Source organism: Bradyrhizobium genosp. P, assembly GCF_049949265.1.
Lineage (GTDB): Bacteria > Pseudomonadota > Alphaproteobacteria > Rhizobiales > Xanthobacteraceae > Bradyrhizobium.
The window spans coordinates 2,544,284-2,561,689 of record NZ_CP188195.1; the positions used below are offsets into that span (position 1 = coordinate 2,544,284).

The 17,406-nt window shown below is 62.7% G+C and carries 18 protein-coding genes and 1 pseudogene; 14 read left to right on the forward strand and 5 right to left on the reverse strand.

The genetic code is table 11. The features are described 5' to 3' along the window. Nucleotides 1–89 precede the first annotated feature (89 nt). The 4 genes from ACP2YO_RS12325 (at nucleotide 90) to ACP2YO_RS12340 (ending at nucleotide 2,963) form a co-directional block, all read left to right on the forward strand. Nucleotides 90–1,043: an aliphatic sulfonate ABC transporter substrate-binding protein gene (locus tag ACP2YO_RS12325; RefSeq protein WP_426441111.1), complete on the forward strand. Its 954-nt coding sequence runs from the start codon at nucleotides 90–92 to the stop codon at nucleotides 1,041–1,043. Nucleotides 1,044–1,348: 305 nt separating this feature from the next. Then, nucleotides 1,349–1,873 carry an OsmC family protein gene (locus ACP2YO_RS12330; RefSeq protein ID WP_426441112.1) on the forward strand — a complete coding sequence of 175 codons (525 nt, stop codon included), beginning with the start codon at nucleotides 1,349–1,351 and terminating at the stop codon, nucleotides 1,871–1,873. 11 nt (nucleotides 1,874–1,884) lie between these two features. Continuing rightward, complete coding sequence (locus tag ACP2YO_RS12335) at nucleotides 1,885–2,343, forward strand: LLM class flavin-dependent oxidoreductase (protein WP_426441113.1); 459 nt, start codon at nucleotides 1,885–1,887, stop codon at nucleotides 2,341–2,343. Continuing rightward, nucleotides 2,328–2,963 carry an LLM class flavin-dependent oxidoreductase gene (locus tag ACP2YO_RS12340; protein ID WP_426443152.1) on the forward strand — a complete coding sequence of 212 codons (636 nt, stop codon included), beginning with the start codon at nucleotides 2,328–2,330 and terminating at the stop codon, nucleotides 2,961–2,963. Before ACP2YO_RS12335 ends, ACP2YO_RS12340 begins: the two co-directional genes overlap by 16 nt. Here ACP2YO_RS12340 and ACP2YO_RS12345 read toward each other — a convergent pair. Both ACP2YO_RS12345 and ACP2YO_RS12350 read right to left on the reverse strand, forming a co-directional pair. Further along, nucleotides 2,960–3,235 carry a helix-turn-helix domain-containing protein gene (locus tag ACP2YO_RS12345; RefSeq protein WP_426441114.1) on the reverse strand — a complete coding sequence of 92 codons (276 nt, stop codon included), beginning with the start codon at nucleotides 3,233–3,235 and terminating at the stop codon, nucleotides 2,960–2,962. The two genes, ACP2YO_RS12340 and ACP2YO_RS12345, sit on opposite strands and share 4 nt — an antisense overlap. A 193-nt stretch (nucleotides 3,236–3,428) precedes the next feature. Continuing rightward, entirely contained in the window at nucleotides 3,429–4,625 is a 1,197-nt protein-coding gene (locus tag ACP2YO_RS12350) for a Fic family protein (protein WP_426441115.1), read from the reverse strand. Between the two features lie 334 nt (nucleotides 4,626–4,959). Here ACP2YO_RS12350 and ACP2YO_RS12355 point away from each other — a divergent pair, with 334 nt between their 5' ends. Further along, nucleotides 4,960–6,378, forward strand: coding sequence for a hypothetical protein (locus tag ACP2YO_RS12355; RefSeq protein ID WP_426441116.1), 1,419 nt, complete (start codon nucleotides 4,960–4,962; stop codon nucleotides 6,376–6,378). Between the two features lie 216 nt (nucleotides 6,379–6,594). Beyond that, on the forward strand, nucleotides 6,595–7,059 hold the full coding sequence (locus ACP2YO_RS12360) for a hypothetical protein (RefSeq protein WP_426441117.1): 465 nt from the start codon (nucleotides 6,595–6,597) through the stop codon (nucleotides 7,057–7,059). A gap of 139 nt (nucleotides 7,060–7,198) precedes the next feature. On the opposite strand, the gene ACP2YO_RS12365 is transcribed toward ACP2YO_RS12360, so the two are convergent. Continuing rightward, nucleotides 7,199–7,396, reverse strand: a complete 198-nt coding sequence (locus ACP2YO_RS12365; protein WP_426441118.1) for a hypothetical protein — start codon at nucleotides 7,394–7,396, stop codon at nucleotides 7,199–7,201. Nucleotides 7,397–8,193: 797 nt separating this feature from the next. On the opposite strand from ACP2YO_RS12365, the gene sfnG reads away from it, so the two are divergent. The 8 genes and pseudogenes from sfnG to ACP2YO_RS12405 form a co-directional block, all read left to right on the forward strand. Further along, nucleotides 8,194–9,294, forward strand: a complete 1,101-nt coding sequence (sfnG, locus tag ACP2YO_RS12370; RefSeq protein ID WP_426441119.1) for a dimethylsulfone monooxygenase SfnG — start codon at nucleotides 8,194–8,196, stop codon at nucleotides 9,292–9,294. A gap of 22 nt (nucleotides 9,295–9,316) precedes the next feature. Then, nucleotides 9,317–10,234, forward strand: coding sequence for an ABC transporter ATP-binding protein (locus tag ACP2YO_RS12375; RefSeq protein ID WP_426443153.1), 918 nt, complete (start codon nucleotides 9,317–9,319; stop codon nucleotides 10,232–10,234). Next, on the forward strand, nucleotides 10,234–11,124 hold the full coding sequence (locus ACP2YO_RS12380; protein WP_426441120.1) for a branched-chain amino acid ABC transporter permease: 891 nt from the start codon (nucleotides 10,234–10,236) through the stop codon (nucleotides 11,122–11,124). Before ACP2YO_RS12375 ends, ACP2YO_RS12380 begins: the two co-directional genes overlap by 1 nt. A 3-nt stretch (nucleotides 11,125–11,127) precedes the next feature. Beyond that, a complete protein-coding gene (locus tag ACP2YO_RS12385) occupies nucleotides 11,128–12,210 on the forward strand; it encodes a branched-chain amino acid ABC transporter permease (RefSeq protein ID WP_426441121.1) in 1,083 nt (360 codons plus the stop codon). A gap of 2 nt (nucleotides 12,211–12,212) precedes the next feature. Beyond that, nucleotides 12,213–13,544: an ABC transporter substrate-binding protein gene (locus ACP2YO_RS12390; protein ID WP_426441122.1), complete on the forward strand. Its 1,332-nt coding sequence runs from the start codon at nucleotides 12,213–12,215 to the stop codon at nucleotides 13,542–13,544. A gap of 60 nt (nucleotides 13,545–13,604) precedes the next feature. Beyond that, complete coding sequence (locus tag ACP2YO_RS12395) at nucleotides 13,605–14,390, forward strand: ABC transporter ATP-binding protein (RefSeq protein WP_426441123.1); 786 nt, start codon at nucleotides 13,605–13,607, stop codon at nucleotides 14,388–14,390. Nucleotides 14,391–14,415: 25 nt separating this feature from the next. Then, entirely contained in the window at nucleotides 14,416–15,612 is a 1,197-nt protein-coding gene (locus ACP2YO_RS12400; protein ID WP_426441124.1) for an acyl-CoA dehydrogenase family protein, read from the forward strand. A 236-nt stretch (nucleotides 15,613–15,848) separates the two neighbouring features. Further along, nucleotides 15,849–16,199, forward strand: a pseudogene (locus tag ACP2YO_RS12405) (hypothetical protein); the annotation flags it as partial. 250 nt (nucleotides 16,200–16,449) lie between these two features. Here ACP2YO_RS12405 and ACP2YO_RS12410 read toward each other — a convergent pair. Then, nucleotides 16,450–16,923 (reverse strand): hypothetical protein, encoded by a 474-nt coding sequence (locus ACP2YO_RS12410; RefSeq protein ID WP_426441125.1) that lies wholly within the window; start codon nucleotides 16,921–16,923, stop codon nucleotides 16,450–16,452. Between the two features lie 18 nt (nucleotides 16,924–16,941). Next, entirely contained in the window at nucleotides 16,942–17,370 is a 429-nt protein-coding gene (locus ACP2YO_RS12415) for an adenosylcobinamide-GDP ribazoletransferase (protein ID WP_426441126.1), read from the reverse strand. Nucleotides 17,371–17,406: the final 36 nt, after the last annotated feature.

Genomic DNA, 17,406 nt, shown 5'->3' on the forward strand with positions numbered 1-17,406 from the left:
GAGCGCGCGGTGAGGGCGCTTCTTGATCGACGACGCCAGGCCGGCGGCACCGTCGCATTCACCCTTTGATCAAACCTGAAAGGACAAACATGATTACGAGACGAGTTATTATCGCCAGTGCCTTCGCGCTCACCGCGTTGGCGGTCGATCCGGCGCGTGCGGAAGACAAGCCGGCGGAGATTCGCATCGGGACGCAGAAGGGCGGCCTGTTTCCCGCAGTTCGCCAGCGTCACACCGTAGAGGACGCATTCAAGCCGCTCGGCATCAAGGTGAAGTGGATCGACTTCCAGTTCGGTCCGCCACTCCTCGAAGCCATCAATGTCGGCAGCGTCGACTTCGGCTTCGTTGGTGACTCGCCGCCGATCTTCGCACAGGCGGGGGCGGCCAATATTCGTTACGTCGCCGCGGTGAAATCGGAAGGCAACAACCAGGCGATTATCGTGCCGCCGGATTCGCCGATCAAGATCCTGGCCGACCTCAAGGGCAAGCGGATCGCCTTCGGCAAGGGATCGAGCGCGCATAACCTCTTGGTCGCGGCCCTCGAGAAGGCGGGACTCTCCTGGAGCGACATCACCCCGGCGCCGCTCGCGCCCGCCGATGCGACCGTGGCGTTCGTCAAGGGCGCGGTCGATGCATGGTCGATCTGGGATCCCTATCTCGCTTTGGCGGAGCTCAAGGAAAAGGCACGGGTCATCGCCTTCGACAAGGACGTGCACAAGCCCAACGCGTTCTATATCGCAGGATCCGACTTCGTCGCGAAATATCCCTCGGTGGTCGCAAAGCTCAACACGATCTTCGCAGCGGAGGGAAGATGGGCCGACGCTCATCGCGAGGAGGTGGCCAGTGCTCAGGCTGAGGCTACCGGCGTGGACATCGAGGCGATCAAGCGCTTCGTCGCGCGGTCGAACTATCAGGTGGTGCCGATCGATCAGGATATCATCAAGGGTCAGCAAGCCGTCGCCGATCGCTTCGCGCGGATCGGATTGATTCCGAAGCCGGTCAATGTCTCGGATATTGTTTGGAAATGGACCCCCGGCTCGTGAGCCGCCCAGCGGCGCCACGCATAGTCCCACCGTCTATCGCGACCGCCATCGTTGGCGATCTCATCGTCAACGGAACGCTGCCACTCGGCCAATACTGGATCAAGGTGCCGCGTGCGGCGAAGCGTTACGTCGGCGCTCCGGTAGCTGCGACGGTTTTGCTGTCCCCGTCCCGTATCGTGGAAGGAACATGCTGCCGTCTCTCGGCCGAAGACTGCGTTCATCGTTTTTGTTGCGGGTCGATTGATCACCGCCCTTCGCGTGCTCACATGGCAGCGACGTATCAGCTCCACATGGAGGGACTGGCGATGAGCTTCAAATTCAAGGATGTGTTTACCGGAACTCAGGCTGCGCTGGGTGCCGATCCGGCGCAGGCACAGGCCGCGTTTCACGCGCAGTCGCGTCTCGGCGACGGCGTCAACAGCACCGTTGCGATCCGCCAGTTCAATGTCGGCGTTGATGAGCCGCCCGGCCTTGGCGGACAGGACACCGCACCCAATCCGGTCGAATACATCCTCGCCGCGCTTGGCTCGTGCCAGGAGATCACCTATCGGCTCTACGCCGATGCACTCGGCATTCCTCTCAACGGGGTGTCGGTTCGTCTCACGGCCGCGATCGATCTGCGTGGCTTCTTCAACGTGCAGCAGGACGTGCGGCCGGGATTTCAAAGGATCGAGGCAGAGGTGATCCTGGATAGTCCAGCGTCCGAGGCCGAGTTGGCCCGCCTGAAGGAGGTCGTCGACGCTCACTGTCCCGTGCTGGATATTCTTCGCAATCCGACGCCGGTGAAGCTCTCGCTTCGTTCCGGCGCGTTGAGCGCAGCCGCCGAGTGATGGGTCGAGCAATGGCGTCGCCCCTGCGACTTGGCGTGTGGGCGCTCACGCATGGCAGCTGGGCATCGCGACATCATCCCCTCGATCCACCAGACGCGTCCTGGGCACGGGTGCGCCGCCCGATTCTCCTGGCTGAGTCGCTGGGTTTCGAATCCACGCTGCTGGCCCAGCACATCATCCATCCGAGCGGGGACGACCAGGACCTTCTCGAGACATGGACCGGCGCGGCGGCGCTTGCCGCGCTGACCAGCCGGATCGAGTTGATCGCTGCGATCAAGCCCTTGCTGGTGCACCCGGTGATGCTGGCCAAGATGGCGCTGCAGATCGAGAATATCAGCGAGGGGCGGTTCGGCCTCAATCTCGTCAACGCCTGGTATCGGCCGGAGCTGGAACGCTCGGCATCGGCTTTCCGGATCATGACGACCGCTACGCCTACGGACGGGAGTGGATCGAGATCGTCGAGCGGCTGACATCCGGCCAACGCGGGGATTTCCGGGGGCGGCATTTCAACATCGAATCCTATCAGCTACGCCCCGGCGATCCGTTCCGCTCGCGGCCCACCATCTATCTCGGCGGCGAATCAGTTGCGGCGCTCGCACTCGCCGCCGACGCAGCCGACGTCTATTTCATGAACGGGCAGCCGCTTGAGGATATCAGGGCGCTCATCCAGGACGTTGCGCGGAGACCACGACGCGGCGTTCCAATCCGCTTTGGAATGTCCGCCTTCGTAATCGCACGCGAGACCGATGCGGACGCGCAAGCCGAATTGACCGAGTTGTTTGCGATCGCCGAGCAGGACAAGCCGGCGCGTGCCCGGCTGGTCGCCAATGCAGGTCCCGAGGCGCAGATGTTCAAGACGGCGGCCAAGGAGGCGCGGATCGGAAGCAATGGCGGGACCTCGGCGCGCCTGGTCGGAAGCTTCGACACGGTCGCGAGCCGCATCCTCGAGTTCAACGCGATCGGGTGCGGTCAAGATCGAGGTCAACCGGACCTATCCACTGAAAGACGCGGCCAGGCTCACGCTGATCTTGCTGCGCGCAAGACCACGGGCTCGACCAGTACCACTGGTTTGAGAGGGCGCCTTCGCTAAGGGGCAGGGGCTTGAAAAGTAGCCCGGTAGAGCGCCGGGCTGGTGCCGAGGCGTGCCCTGAAATGATGCCGTATCGCGTCAGCGGAACCGAAGCCCGTTTCGGTCGCAACGCGCTCGATCGGTATCCGCGTCGCCTCCAGAAGCTCGCGCGCCCTTGACACGCGTGCCTGGACCACCACCGGATCGAAATGATCGGCATGCAGATGCGACACGACCACGAGTTCGACGCCGTCCAGGATGCCGTCAAGGTCTTCAACGACCGTATGCGTCAAGTCCAGTCGTTCGATGTTAGGGGGCACCTTCCGAAACTCCGGACGCGGTCTCCAAATGCGATATCGAAACCTAGGCCTCATAGTCTCGGCTCCATCTCCTCGGGCGAGAACTTTATGTGGACAATACCACGCGAACGTGTGTGTTGCACGGTCCGGCATGAACGACCATCAAATCATCATGGACTGACAATCGTCATGAAGGTGGGCTGGGAAGAATCGGGTCTTCGCCAAACGGGCGGTTGATAATCGACAGCGCATCAGGCGCAGTGAATACGCGGTTGCGGGCATAGCCGGTCCGCTCCACGAGAATCTTGCGCTCGACAAGTTGCTCCACTGCTTGGGAAGCTGCCTGCACAGTGATGTCGAGAAGTTTAGCCAGGCGCTTCACGGTTAGAACTGGATAATGCGGTAATACATCGAGCGCGCGAAGGCTTGCAGAGCCTTGCCGGAATTTCCGACGCTCGCGCCACATTGCGCCGAGCGTGGCCAAGGCTTCCCGCGTCCGGAGCAGCTCGTCGGTCGTGCCGACCACTGCATCTGCCACGAACCCCACTGCTTCGTGCCATTCCAGGCGTTGCTGCGCGGCCCTGAGGGAGTCGTAATAGGCAGTCTTGTGGGCCTCAATGTAGGGAGAGAGATAAATCGGCATCATTCCCTCCGCCGCCATCATCAGCGGCAGCAACAGGCGTCCAACGCGGCCGTTGCCGTCGCGGAATGGATGGACCGCCTCGAAATGCGCGTGCGCCACTGCCATGCGCACGATGAAGCTCTGGTACATCGCCTGCATCCCCTCGCAGCGCATGTATTTCATGGTGTGTTCGAGGCAGACCGCGATATCGGCGGGAGGCGTTGGATTATAGGTCGAATACGCGATGTCGCCTCTGCCGCCAATCCACACCACCCGCTCTCGGAAATCACCGGGCTTGTCCTTATAATCAGCATCGCCACGCATAACGGCACGGTGCAAATCCTGAACTAGAGCCGTCGTGAGCAGTTTCAGCTTTTCTTTGCGCGCGCGGGGTAGAAAATCATCGAGCGCGAGCGCGTAGTCGCGCACTTGCGCAGCGGCTTCTCTTTGCGGGAAATCTTCTCCTTCCTCAACTGAAAGTAGTTCGTCGAGTGTGCTGTTCGTTCCTTCGATCGATGAACTGCTCACGGCCTCGCGCCGAGGCAATATACGGCTGATAAGGTAGGGGTCCTTGAGTTCCGCCGCGAGTGTCTCAATCCTGACAAGGGCCGCGTCCGCCGCCTTTAGCCGTGCGAGGACCGGCACCACCGCAATCCCTTCCTCGGGCGGTGGCAGTGGAACGACCGCGTAATGGGAGTCGAACGGCGGCGGGAGCCTTTTCAGTCGCTCCCGGATGGCATGGCTGAGATGGTCGCGGTTCACGGAAAACCTTGGGTACGGAGGCTCTAGATATATCCATATTCAAGGTTATTCCTAAAAACTTCAATAAAGAGCCGGGATTCAGCTCTGATTGCAAGGAAATTCGACGGCTTTCGCCTTTCTGGCCTTGCGAAACGCACTTGAAACGCTGCCTCGTCGGATAGTCAGACCTTTGGGCGGCAAGTGCTCTTATTTTTCCTCATTAAACGGAGAGCTAATGCGGTTCTCGGGCTGCAGCCTACCAAATTGTGGCGGGCTCCCCTTACAACCGTGTCCTATGGAACTTACCTTTGCGGATTGCGCCACCCGTCGAATTTCCGGCTGAAGGACCTCTCTCATGCCTGCCGCAACCGCTTACGTCCTCCACGTTCCGGAGGGCCGGCGTGACATTATTCTGACTTACGCCGAGGAAAACCGGCACGACCCCACGCGGTACGTCGCCGAACCCGTACCGAGCTTTTCCTACGGTAGCAACGCGTTGGTCGTGATGGCGTGCTTTCGCGACGGCGCGATCACGCACATCGCAGACGGCAGAAAGGGTATGTCGGCGGGGACCGGATTGACCCGGCTCAACATGACCGAGTTGCAGAGATTCGAACGGCCCCTTCTATTTGAAGAACTTGTCGGCCTCGTTCCCGCAAAATTCAGAGCACCCCTTAGTCGCATCCTCGGCAACGGCGGATTGCTGCCGCCGAAGACGTTCGCGGCCGTGGTGGACGCATTGACGGCGCGCGATCCCAGCTTGGCGGCGAGGCTGGCGCGGTTTTCGGAGAACCGCGCCCGGGCCATCCGGGGTCTCACATCGAAAGAAAGAGAGAATCTTGCCGTGCAAAAGGAATCCCTGGGACTTGCGCTTGCGATCGCAGGGGTGCCGCGGGCTGAAATGCTCTCCTGGTCGCCGACGTCTGGAAGACCGGCTTCGTTCCTCGAAGGCTTGCCGGGTGCACGCGTCCGCGAAGATGTGATGATCATCAAAGATTTCACATCCTTGCCCGGGTTCAACGCCATCCGCGATGCTTCCAACGTCGCGGCCATGATCTTTCAGAATCCGACCGATCGCCGTCAGGCACTCACGGTGATCATGGCGAACCGGACGCCCCTGGAAGAACAGACCGGCGCCGACCTGATCTACTACAACGAGACCTATGGCGCCTTCGTGCTGGTGCAATACAAGGCGATGGAACAGGCCAAAGATGGCGCTGAGTTCCGCTGGCGGGACGGCGATCAATTCACGCAAGAAATCGAGCGCATGGACGCGCTGCTGGCCGAACTCGCCAAGTGCGGCGCCGACGGCGCCCCCGAGGGCTACCGTCTTTGCAACAATCCGTTCTTCCTGAAATTCTGCCCCCGCGTCGTATTCAATCCGAACGACGAGGGCTTGTTCAGGGGAATCTATCTGCCGCTTGACCTTTGGAAGAGCTTGCATGCGAGCGGACGGCTCAAGGGGCCGAAGGGCGGGAATGTTATCGGGTTCGACAACGTCGGAAGGCGGCTCTCCAACACTGAGTTCATCTCACTGGTCACCAACTCATGGGTTGGCACGACCATCCCCCAATCCGCCGAGCTTGAAAAAGTTATCCGGTCGGTTCTCGAAACCGGGCGAACCGTGATCTTTGCGGTCAAGCGGGAGTCAGCACCGGATGATTCAGACGGAACGCCTCCGACGTTACCGGTCGAGATGCCCTCGCTGCGCTTCGATGACGGGTGCAGGCCGGGCGACGATTCCTTCGACTTTGAGGATGCCGTCGAGACTTGATCACGCCCGCCGGCTACCTACTGGCTGTTAGACACAGCAAAGGGCGGCGTCAGCCTTCGCAGGCGCCCGCGACGCATTGACTGTGAGAAGTCTCCTCAAATCCATGGAATTGCGCCGATCGCACTTGGCGATGAATCCTCGAATCGGCTAATTTTGCACCATTCATACAGTACTTGTGCACTGGCGTTGCGTTTGCTTCCGAACCTGGAGCAGGCAATGGCGAGGGTTACCAAGGCTCAACGCCAACTGGCGGAAGCGCTCGAATTTCGCACGAGCGCGAGAGCTCTTTTGCATGACCGATACAACGACTGGAATGACTGGGAATTTGATTGGCTGACCGACGAATTGCGGCGGCCACCCGACTATATCTACAGCGAGAAAGAGTGGGTCGTGTTGAAGCGGCTTCAACATTATTCGCGCTCATTCGCGGAATACGCTGACCATTCTGTCTCGGAATTGACAGCGATCGCTTATGTTAGTCGATTCGATTTCCAAGAGCACGAACAGGAATTCGTTGAAAAAGTTTATCGCTGGGCGGCGACGCATCTCAAGCGGCGTCAAATCCGCTTCCTTGCCAGCCTATGTCGCCGGTTCGAAAACATCGGGTATGATCCACTTCCGGACTATGAGCCTGTCGAAGAACTCAAACCTGGAGAGGGGGCCTTATCATCAGCGGCTTAGATTTAGAGTCCGCTCGCTATCGCGTCTTACGCCTTAGCCGTCCACCGACCCAATGAAAGCAAGCCGCCAAGCCTCTGTTGCGACATCGTCAAACCAGAGTTCGCCGCGTGTTCATACGACACCGCGTCCGGGGACACGATCACGTACGCTCGTCGACGCGCGAAGCAAGGCTTCCTCGAGGCAACAGCAATGTTGCTACTGCCTCGTTCGGAACGAATAATCCGGGTTTGGCACGCCCACGAAAGAGGTGGAGGGTCAAACTGAGATCGAACTTGAGAAATCCTCCGGGCGGGATGCCGTCAAAGTTTGTAATCACTCCGCTGAAATCGACTTGCATTGAAAACCCCCTGCCTAAAAAGCAAGATCATCCTGCAACCAAAGGGAGAGCGCAAGTGGTTAGACAGCCCCTTGGCGAAATTGATCACCCTCGCACCAGTCTCGAAGGGTATCGGCCGTGTTACGGCGGCACTCGTCGAAGCGATTGATTGAATGGACTAAACTTACATCGAAATAGAAAGGGGGTTTGCCGTGAAGTGTCCTTCTGGGCCGCTTTGTCGTGCTGGATTGCGAAGTCGATCATTCCGCCTAGTAAGACATCTGACGCTCTCTCGGGAAAAATTGTATCGGACGGAACAATTTTTCTCTCTTCCATCGCTTGTTGCCGGATCACGGCTTAGAACCACGCGCTCTCGTCACAAAGGGTACCCTCTGAACGAGAGGGATTTCGGTCGCGCAGCAACAAACCCTGCGTTTTGCGTCAACAAAAGAATACCGCTTTCCCGGATTCGCTGAAAAAGAGTTTGGCTTTGACTCGCTCGTCCACGATTTCTCTGAGAGTATTGATTGCTCGCCGATGGTGCTCGCGAGGGGAATGCGAATGACCTGCACAGGCCTGTTAGATCGATCTCGAATCTGCGTCGCGCCGCTGACCTCCTGTCGCGCGGCGTCGTGTTGACGCACCGATCGTGCGCGGGCGCGGCCCAATAAACCTGATCACGCCAACCTTCCCGTAGTTCAAAACTGGCGGTGGCTCGCACGAGCCGTGTAGTAACCCGCTGACCAGGCGCAGCGTGAATGCATCGTGTTGCCTGCGTCACGTCCGTCTCAGTTCCAAATCCTCCAGGGGAAATTCCAATGACTGCCAACTATGATCAGATCAAATTCGCCTACTGGGTACCGAACGTCTCCGGTGGCCTCGTCATCAGCAAGATCGAACAGCGAACCGGATGGGACATCGATTACAACCGCCGCCTGGCGCAGATCGCGGAACAGGCCGGGTTTGACTATGCGCTGAGCCAGATCCGCTTCACGGCCGGCTATGGCGCCGAATTCCAGCACGAGCCGGTCGCCTTCAGCCACGCGCTGCTCGCGGCGACGACGAAGCTGAAGGTGATCGCGGCGCTGCTTCCCGGACCGTGGAATCCGGTGGTGGCGGCCAAGCAGATCGCAACCATCAGCCAGCTCTCCGAGGGGCGCGTCGCCGTCAACATCGTCAGCGGCTGGTTCCGCGGCGAGTTCACCGCGATCGGCGAGCCCTGGCTCGAACACGACGAGCGCTACCGCCGCTCGGAAGAGTTCATCCGGGCGCTGCGCGGGATCTGGACGCAGGACAGCTTCACGTTCCGTGGCGATTTCTATCGCTTCACGGATTACTCGCTGAAGCCGAAGCCGGCCGAGCCCCTGCCCGAAATCTTCCAGGGCGGCAGCTCGCGCGCGGCGCGCGACATGGCGGCGCGGGTGTCGGACTGGTACTTCACCAACGGCAACTCGGTCGAGGAGATCAAGAAGCAGGTCGACGACATCAGGGCCAAGGCGAAGGCAAACAATCATTCGGTCAGGATCGGCGTCAATGCGTTCGCGATCGCGCGCGACAGCGAAGCCGAGGCGCGCACCGTGCTGAACGAGATCATCGCCAAGGCCGATCCCGAAGCAGTCAATGCCTTCGGCCATGAGGTCAAGAACGCCGGCAAGGCCTCGCCGGAGGGCCAAGGCAATTGGGCGCAGTCGAGCTTCGAGGATCTCGTCCAGTACAACGACGGCTTCAAGACCAATCTGATCGGCACGCCGGAGCAGATCGCCGAGCGCATCATCGCGCTCAAGGAGGTCGGCGTCGACCTCGTGCTGCTCGGCTTCCTGCATTTCCAGGAGGAGGTCGAGTATTTCGGCCGCCGCGTCATTCCGCTGGTCCGTGCACTGGAAGCCGACGCGGTCGTGCGCGTCCAGGCCGCCGAGTGATCCGGGAAACTTTGGCGTGACGATGATCGCAGCAAGCGTGATCGTGCTTCCGCTGGATGGCGCCCTTGTCGAGCTGGCGCTCTCTCCCCCCAAGGCCGGAGGCGCCGGCACTGGGGAGCGGCTGCTTGCGCCGCGAGGGGATGACGCCGCACGGCCGGTGCTCGCGCTTGCGGACATCTCGCTCTCGTTCGGCGGCGTCGCCGCGCTGCGCGACATCGATCTCGAGGTCGCGCGGGGCGAGATCCGTGCGGTGATTGGGCCCAACGGGGCCGGCAAGAGTTCGCTGCTCAATGTCATCAGCGGGCTCTACCGGCCCGACCGGGGCCGGGTGTGGCTCGGCGAGCATTCCTTTGCTCACGTGCCGACGGCACGATTGGCGCAGCACGGCGTGGCGCGGACGTTCCAGAATCTCGCGGTGTTCAAGGGCCTCTCCGTGCTCGACAACGTCCTGATGGGACTGGCGCACCGCGTCCGTGCCGGTTTCCTGCGCCAGATCGCCGGCTCGCCCCTGGCGCGGCGGATCGAGGCGGAGAATCGTGCCGCCGCCGAAGACGTCATCGGCTTACTGCACCTGGCCGATGTGCGTGACCGCGCCGCCGGCACCTTGCCCTACGGCCTGCAGAAGCGGGTCGAACTCGCACGCGCGCTGGTGGCGCGGCCGGCGCTGCTGCTGCTCGACGAGCCGTTCGCGGGCGTCACCATCAGCGAGAAGCACGAATTGGCCGCGCATGTGCGCAATGCGCGCGACAGCTATGGCGCCACCATCGTGCTGATCGAGCATAACATCGGCGTCGTCATGGGGTTGTCGGATCGCGTCGCGGTGCTCGACTACGGCCGCAAGATCGCCGACGGAACGCCTGACCAGGTGAGGTCCGACCAAGCGGTGGTCGATGCCTATCTCGGCGTCGCGCACGCGGACGAAACGGAGCTCACCCTCTGATGTTCGACTATCAATTCCTGATCGAAGTGCTGGTCGGCGGCCTGCTGTCGGGCGTGATGTATTCGTTGGTCGCGATCGGCTTCGTGGTGATCTACAAGACCTCTGGCGTGCTCAACTTCGCGCAAGGCGCGATGCTGCTATTCGCGGCGCTGACCTTCGTCAGCCTGGTCGAGCGCGGCATCGCGTTTCCGGCCGCGCTGCTCACGACGCTGGCGATCATGGTCGCGCTCGGTGTCGCCGTCGAGCGCGTGGTGCTGCGGCCGCTGGTCAACCAGCCGCCGATCACCCTGTTCATGGCAACACTCGGGCTGTCCTACGTGATCGAAGGTGCGGCGCAACTATTGTGGGGCGCCCAGGTCCACGGCCTCGACATCGGCATCAGCGACGTGCCGCTCGACATCGCGGGCGTCTTCATCAGCCGCTTCGATCTGTTCGCCGCGGCGGTTGCGGGAAGCCTGGTGACGCTGTTCGCATTGTTCTTCCGCTTTACGCGGACAGGGCTGTCGTTCCGCGCCGTCGCCGACGATCCGTTCGCGGCGTTAGCAGTCGGCCTGCGCTTGCCGCGAGTCTGGGCCATCGTGTGGACGGTCGCCGGGATCGTCGCGCTGGTCGCCGGGCTATTGTGGGGCGCGCGACTCGGCGTGCAGTTCTCGCTTTCACTCGTGGTGCTGAAGGCGCTGCCGGTCCTGGTGCTCGGCGGCTTCGATTCGATCGCCGGGGCGATCGTCGGCGGTCTGCTGATCGGTGCGATCGAGAAGCTCGCGGAGGTCTATGTCGGCCCGCTGTTCGGCGGCGGCATCGAGGCCTGGGCGGCCTATGTCGTGGCGCTGGCATTCCTGCTGGTGCGACCGTCGGGGCTGTTCGGGCAGAAGCTGGTCGAGAGGGTTTAGGGCATGAACGTCGCCTCGACATCGCGCGGGACATCGCTCAGGACCTTGCCCGTGATCGATAGCATCCTGATCGGCATCGCTGCCGTGATCGCATTCGGCGTGATCCCGCTCGTCGGTTCGGACTACCTGATGGATGCGGTGCTGACGCCGTTCCTCGCGCTGGCGCTCGCCGCGGTCGGGCTCAACGTCCTGACCGGCTATGCCGGACAGGTCTCGCTCGGCTCCGCCGCATTCCTCGCGATCGGCGCCTATGCCGCCTACAATCTTCACCTTCGTCTTCCCGAACTGCCGCTGCTGCTCGACCTCGTGCTGGCCGGCCTCGTCGCAGCGGTGATCGGCATCGTGTTCGGGCTGCCGAGCATGCGGCTGCGCGGGTTCTATCTCGCGGTTTCGACACTCGCCGCGCAGTTCTTCGTGCAGTGGGCGCTGACCAAGTTCGGCTGGTTCTCCAACGACAACCCGTCAGGCGTGATCGACGCGCCGGCGCTCACCGTCGCCGGCTATTCCTTCACCAGCGCCGCGGGCCGCTATCTGTTCTCGCTGGCCGTGGTGACGGTGGCGACGGTCCTGACATTGCGGCTGCTGCAAGCGCAGACCGGCCGCAACTTCATCGCCGTCCGTGATCACGAGGTCGCGGCAAAAGTCATCGGCGTGCCGCTGCTGCGGACCAAGCTCTTGGCGTTTGGCGTCTCCTCGTTCCTGATCGGGGTTGCCGGGGTGCTGTGGGCCTTCGCCTATCTGCGCACGGTCGAGCCGGCCGGGTTCAATCTCGATCGCTCGTTCCAGATCCTCTTCATCATCATCATCGGCGGATTGGCATCGCTGCGCGGCGCGTTTCTCGGCGCTGCCTTCATCGTGGTGTTCCCCCTGGTGCTGTCGCGGCTGGGTGCGGCGCTGCTCGGCGGCGTGTTCGATTCGGGCGTGCTGGAGATGAGCCAGCGCATCGTGATCGGCGCGCTGATCATCGCCTTCCTGATCGCCGAGCCCCGCGGATTGATTGCGCTGTGGGACCGATTTCGGGCGGCCTCGGCCGCGTGGGGCTTCCGCGACAAGACGTTTTCTGCAACTGACACATCAAGGAGCTGACGATGACCAGGTTACGACAGTTGAAGTTCGTGCTGGGTGTGGTGGGCGCCCTTGGTTTGGCCGGCGCGCCCGGCGCACGCGCCGACGAGCAGTTCTTCCCGCTGCAAAGCTACCGGGTCGGCCCCTACGCGGCCGGCGGCACCGGCTTCTTCGGCGGCTTCATCGACTATCTGAACCTGATCAACATCCGCGACGGCGGCGTCAACGGCGTCAAGCTCACCTGGGACGAGGGCGAGACCCAGTACGAGGTCGAACGCGGCGTCGAGGTCTATGAGAGGCTGAAGAACCGGCCCGGCGTCGCTGCCTGGAATCCGCTCTCGGTCGGCATCGCCTACGCTATGATCGATCGCATCACCAAGGACAAGGTGCCGCTGATCACCATCAACCACGGCCGCACCAATTCGACCGACGGCCGCGTGTTTCCCTACGTCTTTCCGCTACTGCTCAACCCCTACAGCGAGACATCAGGCATCGTGAACTACATCGCGAGGCGCGAGGGCGGCGTCGAAAAGCTGAAGGACAAGAAGATCGTCGTGCTCTATCACGGCTCGCCCTACGGCAAGGAGACGATCCCGATCTACAAGCTCCTTGCCGACAAGTATCACTTCAGCGTCGAACAGATCGAAGTGCCGCATCCTGGCAACGAGCAGCAGTCGCAATGGCTCTCGATCCGGCGTGCCAAGCCCGACTATGTGGTGCTCCGCGGCTGGGGCGTGATGAACCCGGTGGCGCTGAAGACCGCACAGAAGGTCGGCTTCCCGGCGGACCACATCATCGGCAACGTCTGGTCCAACTCGGAAGAGGACGTGATCCCGGCGGGCGATGCCGCCAAGGGCTACATCGCGATCACCACGCAGGCCTCCGGCGCCGAATATCCGGTGCTGCAGGAGGTGATCAAGACGGTCTATGGCGCCGGCAAGGGCAATCTCGACGACAAGAAGCGGATCGGCAGCGTCTATCACAACCTCGGCATCGTGAACGGCATCCTCAATGTCGAGGCGATCAGGATCGCTCAGGCCAAATTCGGCAAGCGCACCCTGACCGGCGACGAGGTGCGCTGGGGCTTTGAGCATCTGCAGCTCGATCCGGCGCGCGTCGAGGCACTCGGCGCCAAGGGCCTGTTCCATTCGATCAATGTGACCTGGGACAATCACGAGGGCGATGGCCTAGTCACGTTCCAGCAGTGGGACGGCACGAAGTGGAAGGTGGTCTCGGACTGGATCGCGCCGGACTGGGCGTCCCTGCGACCGATCATCGAAAAGTCGGCGGCGGCTTACGCCACTGAGCACGGCATCAAGCCCCGCACCTCCGGCGACGATCCGGTCGGCCAGTAACCGATCGCCGGCTGCGGGAGCCTTGTGCCTCCCGCAGCCGGCAACCTCACGGACCGAACCATGAGCGAATTCCTGCTCTCAGTCGAAGGCCTGGCGGCGACCTACAATCACGCTATCCGCGCCGTCAGCGACGTGTCGCTCAGGATGCGGCCGGGCGAGATCGTGGCCGTGCTCGGCGCTAACGGCGCCGGCAAATCGACGACGTTGCAGGCGGTGTCGGCGCTGCTGCCCGCCCGCCGCGGCCAGATCACCGCGGGTCACATCGTGTTCGATGGCCGCGATCTTGCGGGCATATCGGCTGCCGCGCTGGTGCGCGCCGGCATCGTGCCGGTGCTTGAGGGGCGGCACTGCTTTGCGTCGCTGACGGTCGAGGAAAATCTCGTCACCGGCGCGATCGGCCGCGATGCGACGCGCGCCGAGACCGCAGATGATCTCGACCGCATCTACACACTGTTTCCGCGGCTGAAGGAGCGGCGCCGTTCGCTGGCCGGGCTGGCCTCCGGCGGCGAGCAGCAGATGACGGCGATCGGTCGTGCCCTGATGTCGCGGCCGCGGCTCTTGCTGCTCGACGAGCCGTCGATGGGGCTCGCGCCACTCGTCGTCGATGGGATTTTTCGTGCGCTCAAGCGGCTCAACGGCGAGCAGGGCCTGTCGATCCTGGTCGCGGAGCAGAACTCGGCGGTTGCGCTGCGCTTTGCCGACCACGCCGTCGTACTCGAGAACGGCCGCAGCGTGCTCGCTGGTGCAGCCGCCGAGCTGCGGCGGCGCGGCGACATCAAGACACTTTATCTCGGCGGATCGTCGCAAGGCGATCTGAACGGGCAGCCGACACAGGCTGTCGCTTGAAACTCAACCGGACAGGAGAACGACCATGGCCCACGACAATCTCGCCCGCAACATCGATGACGATGTCTATGCCCGGCTCGACGCTGCGATCGACGCCACCGTGAAGGTGAACGCCGACCGCAACGACAAGGAGAGCCGGTTTCCGCGCGAAAATCTCCGCGCGCTGTCGGAGGCCGGCTGGACCGGCGTGCTGAACGAGGCGCTGTTCGGCGGGCTCGGCCTCAGCCATGTCGACTTCGCGGAAGCCGCCTATCGCATCGGGCAGGCCGATGCCTCGACCGGCCTCGTCTATGTGATGCATGTCGGCGCGGCGCAGACCATCAATCTGTTCGGCAGCACCGATCAGAAGGAGCGGTGGCTGAAATCGAACAATGGCGGCCTGCTCGGCACCTATTCGACCAGCGAGCGGGCCACCGGCGGACACTGGTGGTACAATCTGTCCGAAGCCTCGCGCGACGGCGAGGACTATCTCGTCAATGCCGAGAAGTCGTTCACGACGAGCTCGGGCCAGGCCGACTATTACGTGGTGCAGACGCGCACGCCCGGTGCGAAGGACCAGACCGACATCGTGTTCTTCATCGTCGACGGCAAGTCGGCTGGAATCGAGTCGCGGCCGTGGGATGCCCTCGGCGTGCGGGCCAATCATTCCGGTCCGATCCGCTACAGCAATGTGCGGGTGCCGCAACGCGACCGGCTCGGCGCCGAGGGGCAGGGCAAGGAGATCATCTATGACGGCGTGTCGCCGGTCTATCTGATCGGGCTCGGCGCGGTCTGGGAAGGCGTGGCGCGCGGCGCGCTGAACGCGGCGGTCGCGCACACCACGAGCTTCGTGCACAAGGACAGGAACAAGGGTCTGTCGGACTATCAGGCCATCCGGCAGGAGCTCGGCGCCGCCAAGGTGCTGGTCGAGACCTTGCGGCCCTGGCGCAACGAGCTTGCAGGCCGGCTAGATGCGCTGTGGCGCGCCGGCGAGCCGCAGAGCGAGATCCTGATTCCGCTGACCGAGTTCAAGGTGCACGCCGCCGAGGTCGCCAACAAGGTCGCGGCCACCGCGCTGACGGTGACGGGTGGTTACGGTTATCATCGCGGCCCGATCGAACGCTCCTACCGCGACGCACGTGCTGCAATCGCTATGGGCCCATCCAACGTGATCGCGCGCGACTGGATCGGCAAGTCGTTGGTCGGCCTGCCGCTCGAGCTGTTCTACGAAGGTGGCGAGTAGCGGTTCGCTGGGCAGGAGAAGTCACTGCTCCCTGCACCGTGTGGATAGCCCATCCGATTGCTCGCTGAACGCGAGCCCAAACTTCTCTTGCGTTGTCGTTGCTGGTTATGCTCTCCACCGGTCACATCGTGAACGACCAGGTGTTTAGCTCTTGTCCACGATGACTAGCATAGCTCGATCCAAATCTCAGGGCCGAGTGAGAGGGGTGCAAGGGAAGGGCCGTTGGATGCTCATAGCTGGCCAGCGCTGTCCTCGATTTGATACCTGCACAGGGTGGAAAGATCGGCGACATGCTGGAGGTCGCGGTGGTGACCGATCCGGACGTGATCAGGGCGGCGCTCGGGCCGTATCTCGGCCGCTTGCGGCGGCTCGGCCACGAGGCGGGATCACGGTCGCCCCGGCTGCATCCGGAGTTGCGCTCACTTGGCCTGCCGGCGGTCTGACTGGAAACCTCCCACATGTGTGCCGCGCTGAAGGCGCAGCGCAACAAGACCGACCGGACGGACGCGCTCGGGATTGCCCGCATCATGCGCACCGGCTGGTTCCGCAAGGCCCATATCGTCGCAACTGCCGCCAGCCGATCACGATGCCACTGATCGAAACGATCGTGCCGATCAGCGATAGCAGCCATACCACGGCATCGCGCGATGGGTGGTAACGCAGCAGCAGCGGGAAATCCAGGCTGTGCAGCGCGTTGAAGAGCCAGCGATAGGAGCGGCGTCCGTCGTCGGTGCGATCGAGTATCTCGGCGGTGACGGGCGAAATGTGCAGCCAGGTGTCGACTGGATCGCTGAAGCCGACCCCAACACCGGAAGCGGACGGTCGTGGTGGAGCGTGTTACCAGTAGGCGTCCGGTTCATCGATCTGTCGCCAGAACGCCATCGCCGCACCGGGGATCGCTCGACCCGCGGCTTCGATGATCTGGTCGTGCGATAGGGCTGCCGGCGCGCCCGTTGCCGGGTCGGCGAGGCTCTCGCGGCCATTGTTGTGATAGAGCCCGATCCAGGCAAAGCGTGCTTCCACTGCCGGCGTCGCGGGTGCCGACCGGAATCCGGCGACGATATCAGGAGCGTCGTGGCCGCTATAGCGGACGGCGACATCTCTGGTGATGCCGGGGCCCTCGAAAGCGCCGCCGGGGTTGAGCGACAGCCAGCCGCTGAACATCCAGGTGAATACGAAGATGCCGCCGATCAGGCCAGCGATGTGATGCCAGGCCTTCCATCCGCGATACGGCGAGATGGCGCCCCGCGCGTAACGGCGTGTGAGCCGCAGTCGGAGGATTCCGATCCAGAAGCCGGCGACTGCAACCACGAGGCACACGCTGGAGATTCACAGCACGACCTCCCGCCACAGCTTTGTCGCGAAGCTCACCAGCAGGATCAGCGCGCCGTAGGTGCCGAGCCGGCTGTCGCGCATGATCTGGAGTTTCGCCGCGGTATCGCGGCCGCCGCCAAACCCGTCGGCGACATCGGCAAGCCCATCCTCGTGCAGCGCGCCGGTCAGAAGCGCTCCGCCGCCGAGCGCGAGTGCCGCGGCGGCAAGATCCGGCACACCGATCACACGCAAAAGCAGGCAGACGAGGCCGACCGCAGCGCCGATCAAGCCGCCGACCAGGGGAAACATCCGCTGCGCGCGCGCAAATTGATCCGACCGCCCCCCGTCCGGATGCGGCATCGGCAGGCGGGTCAGAAAGGCTATGGCGGTCCTGAGATCGTCGAGCCATTCACTCATGGTCGTGGCCTTCGATTTGACACTCATGGTCGTGGCCTTCGATTTGAACTATTTTGCGGTCCC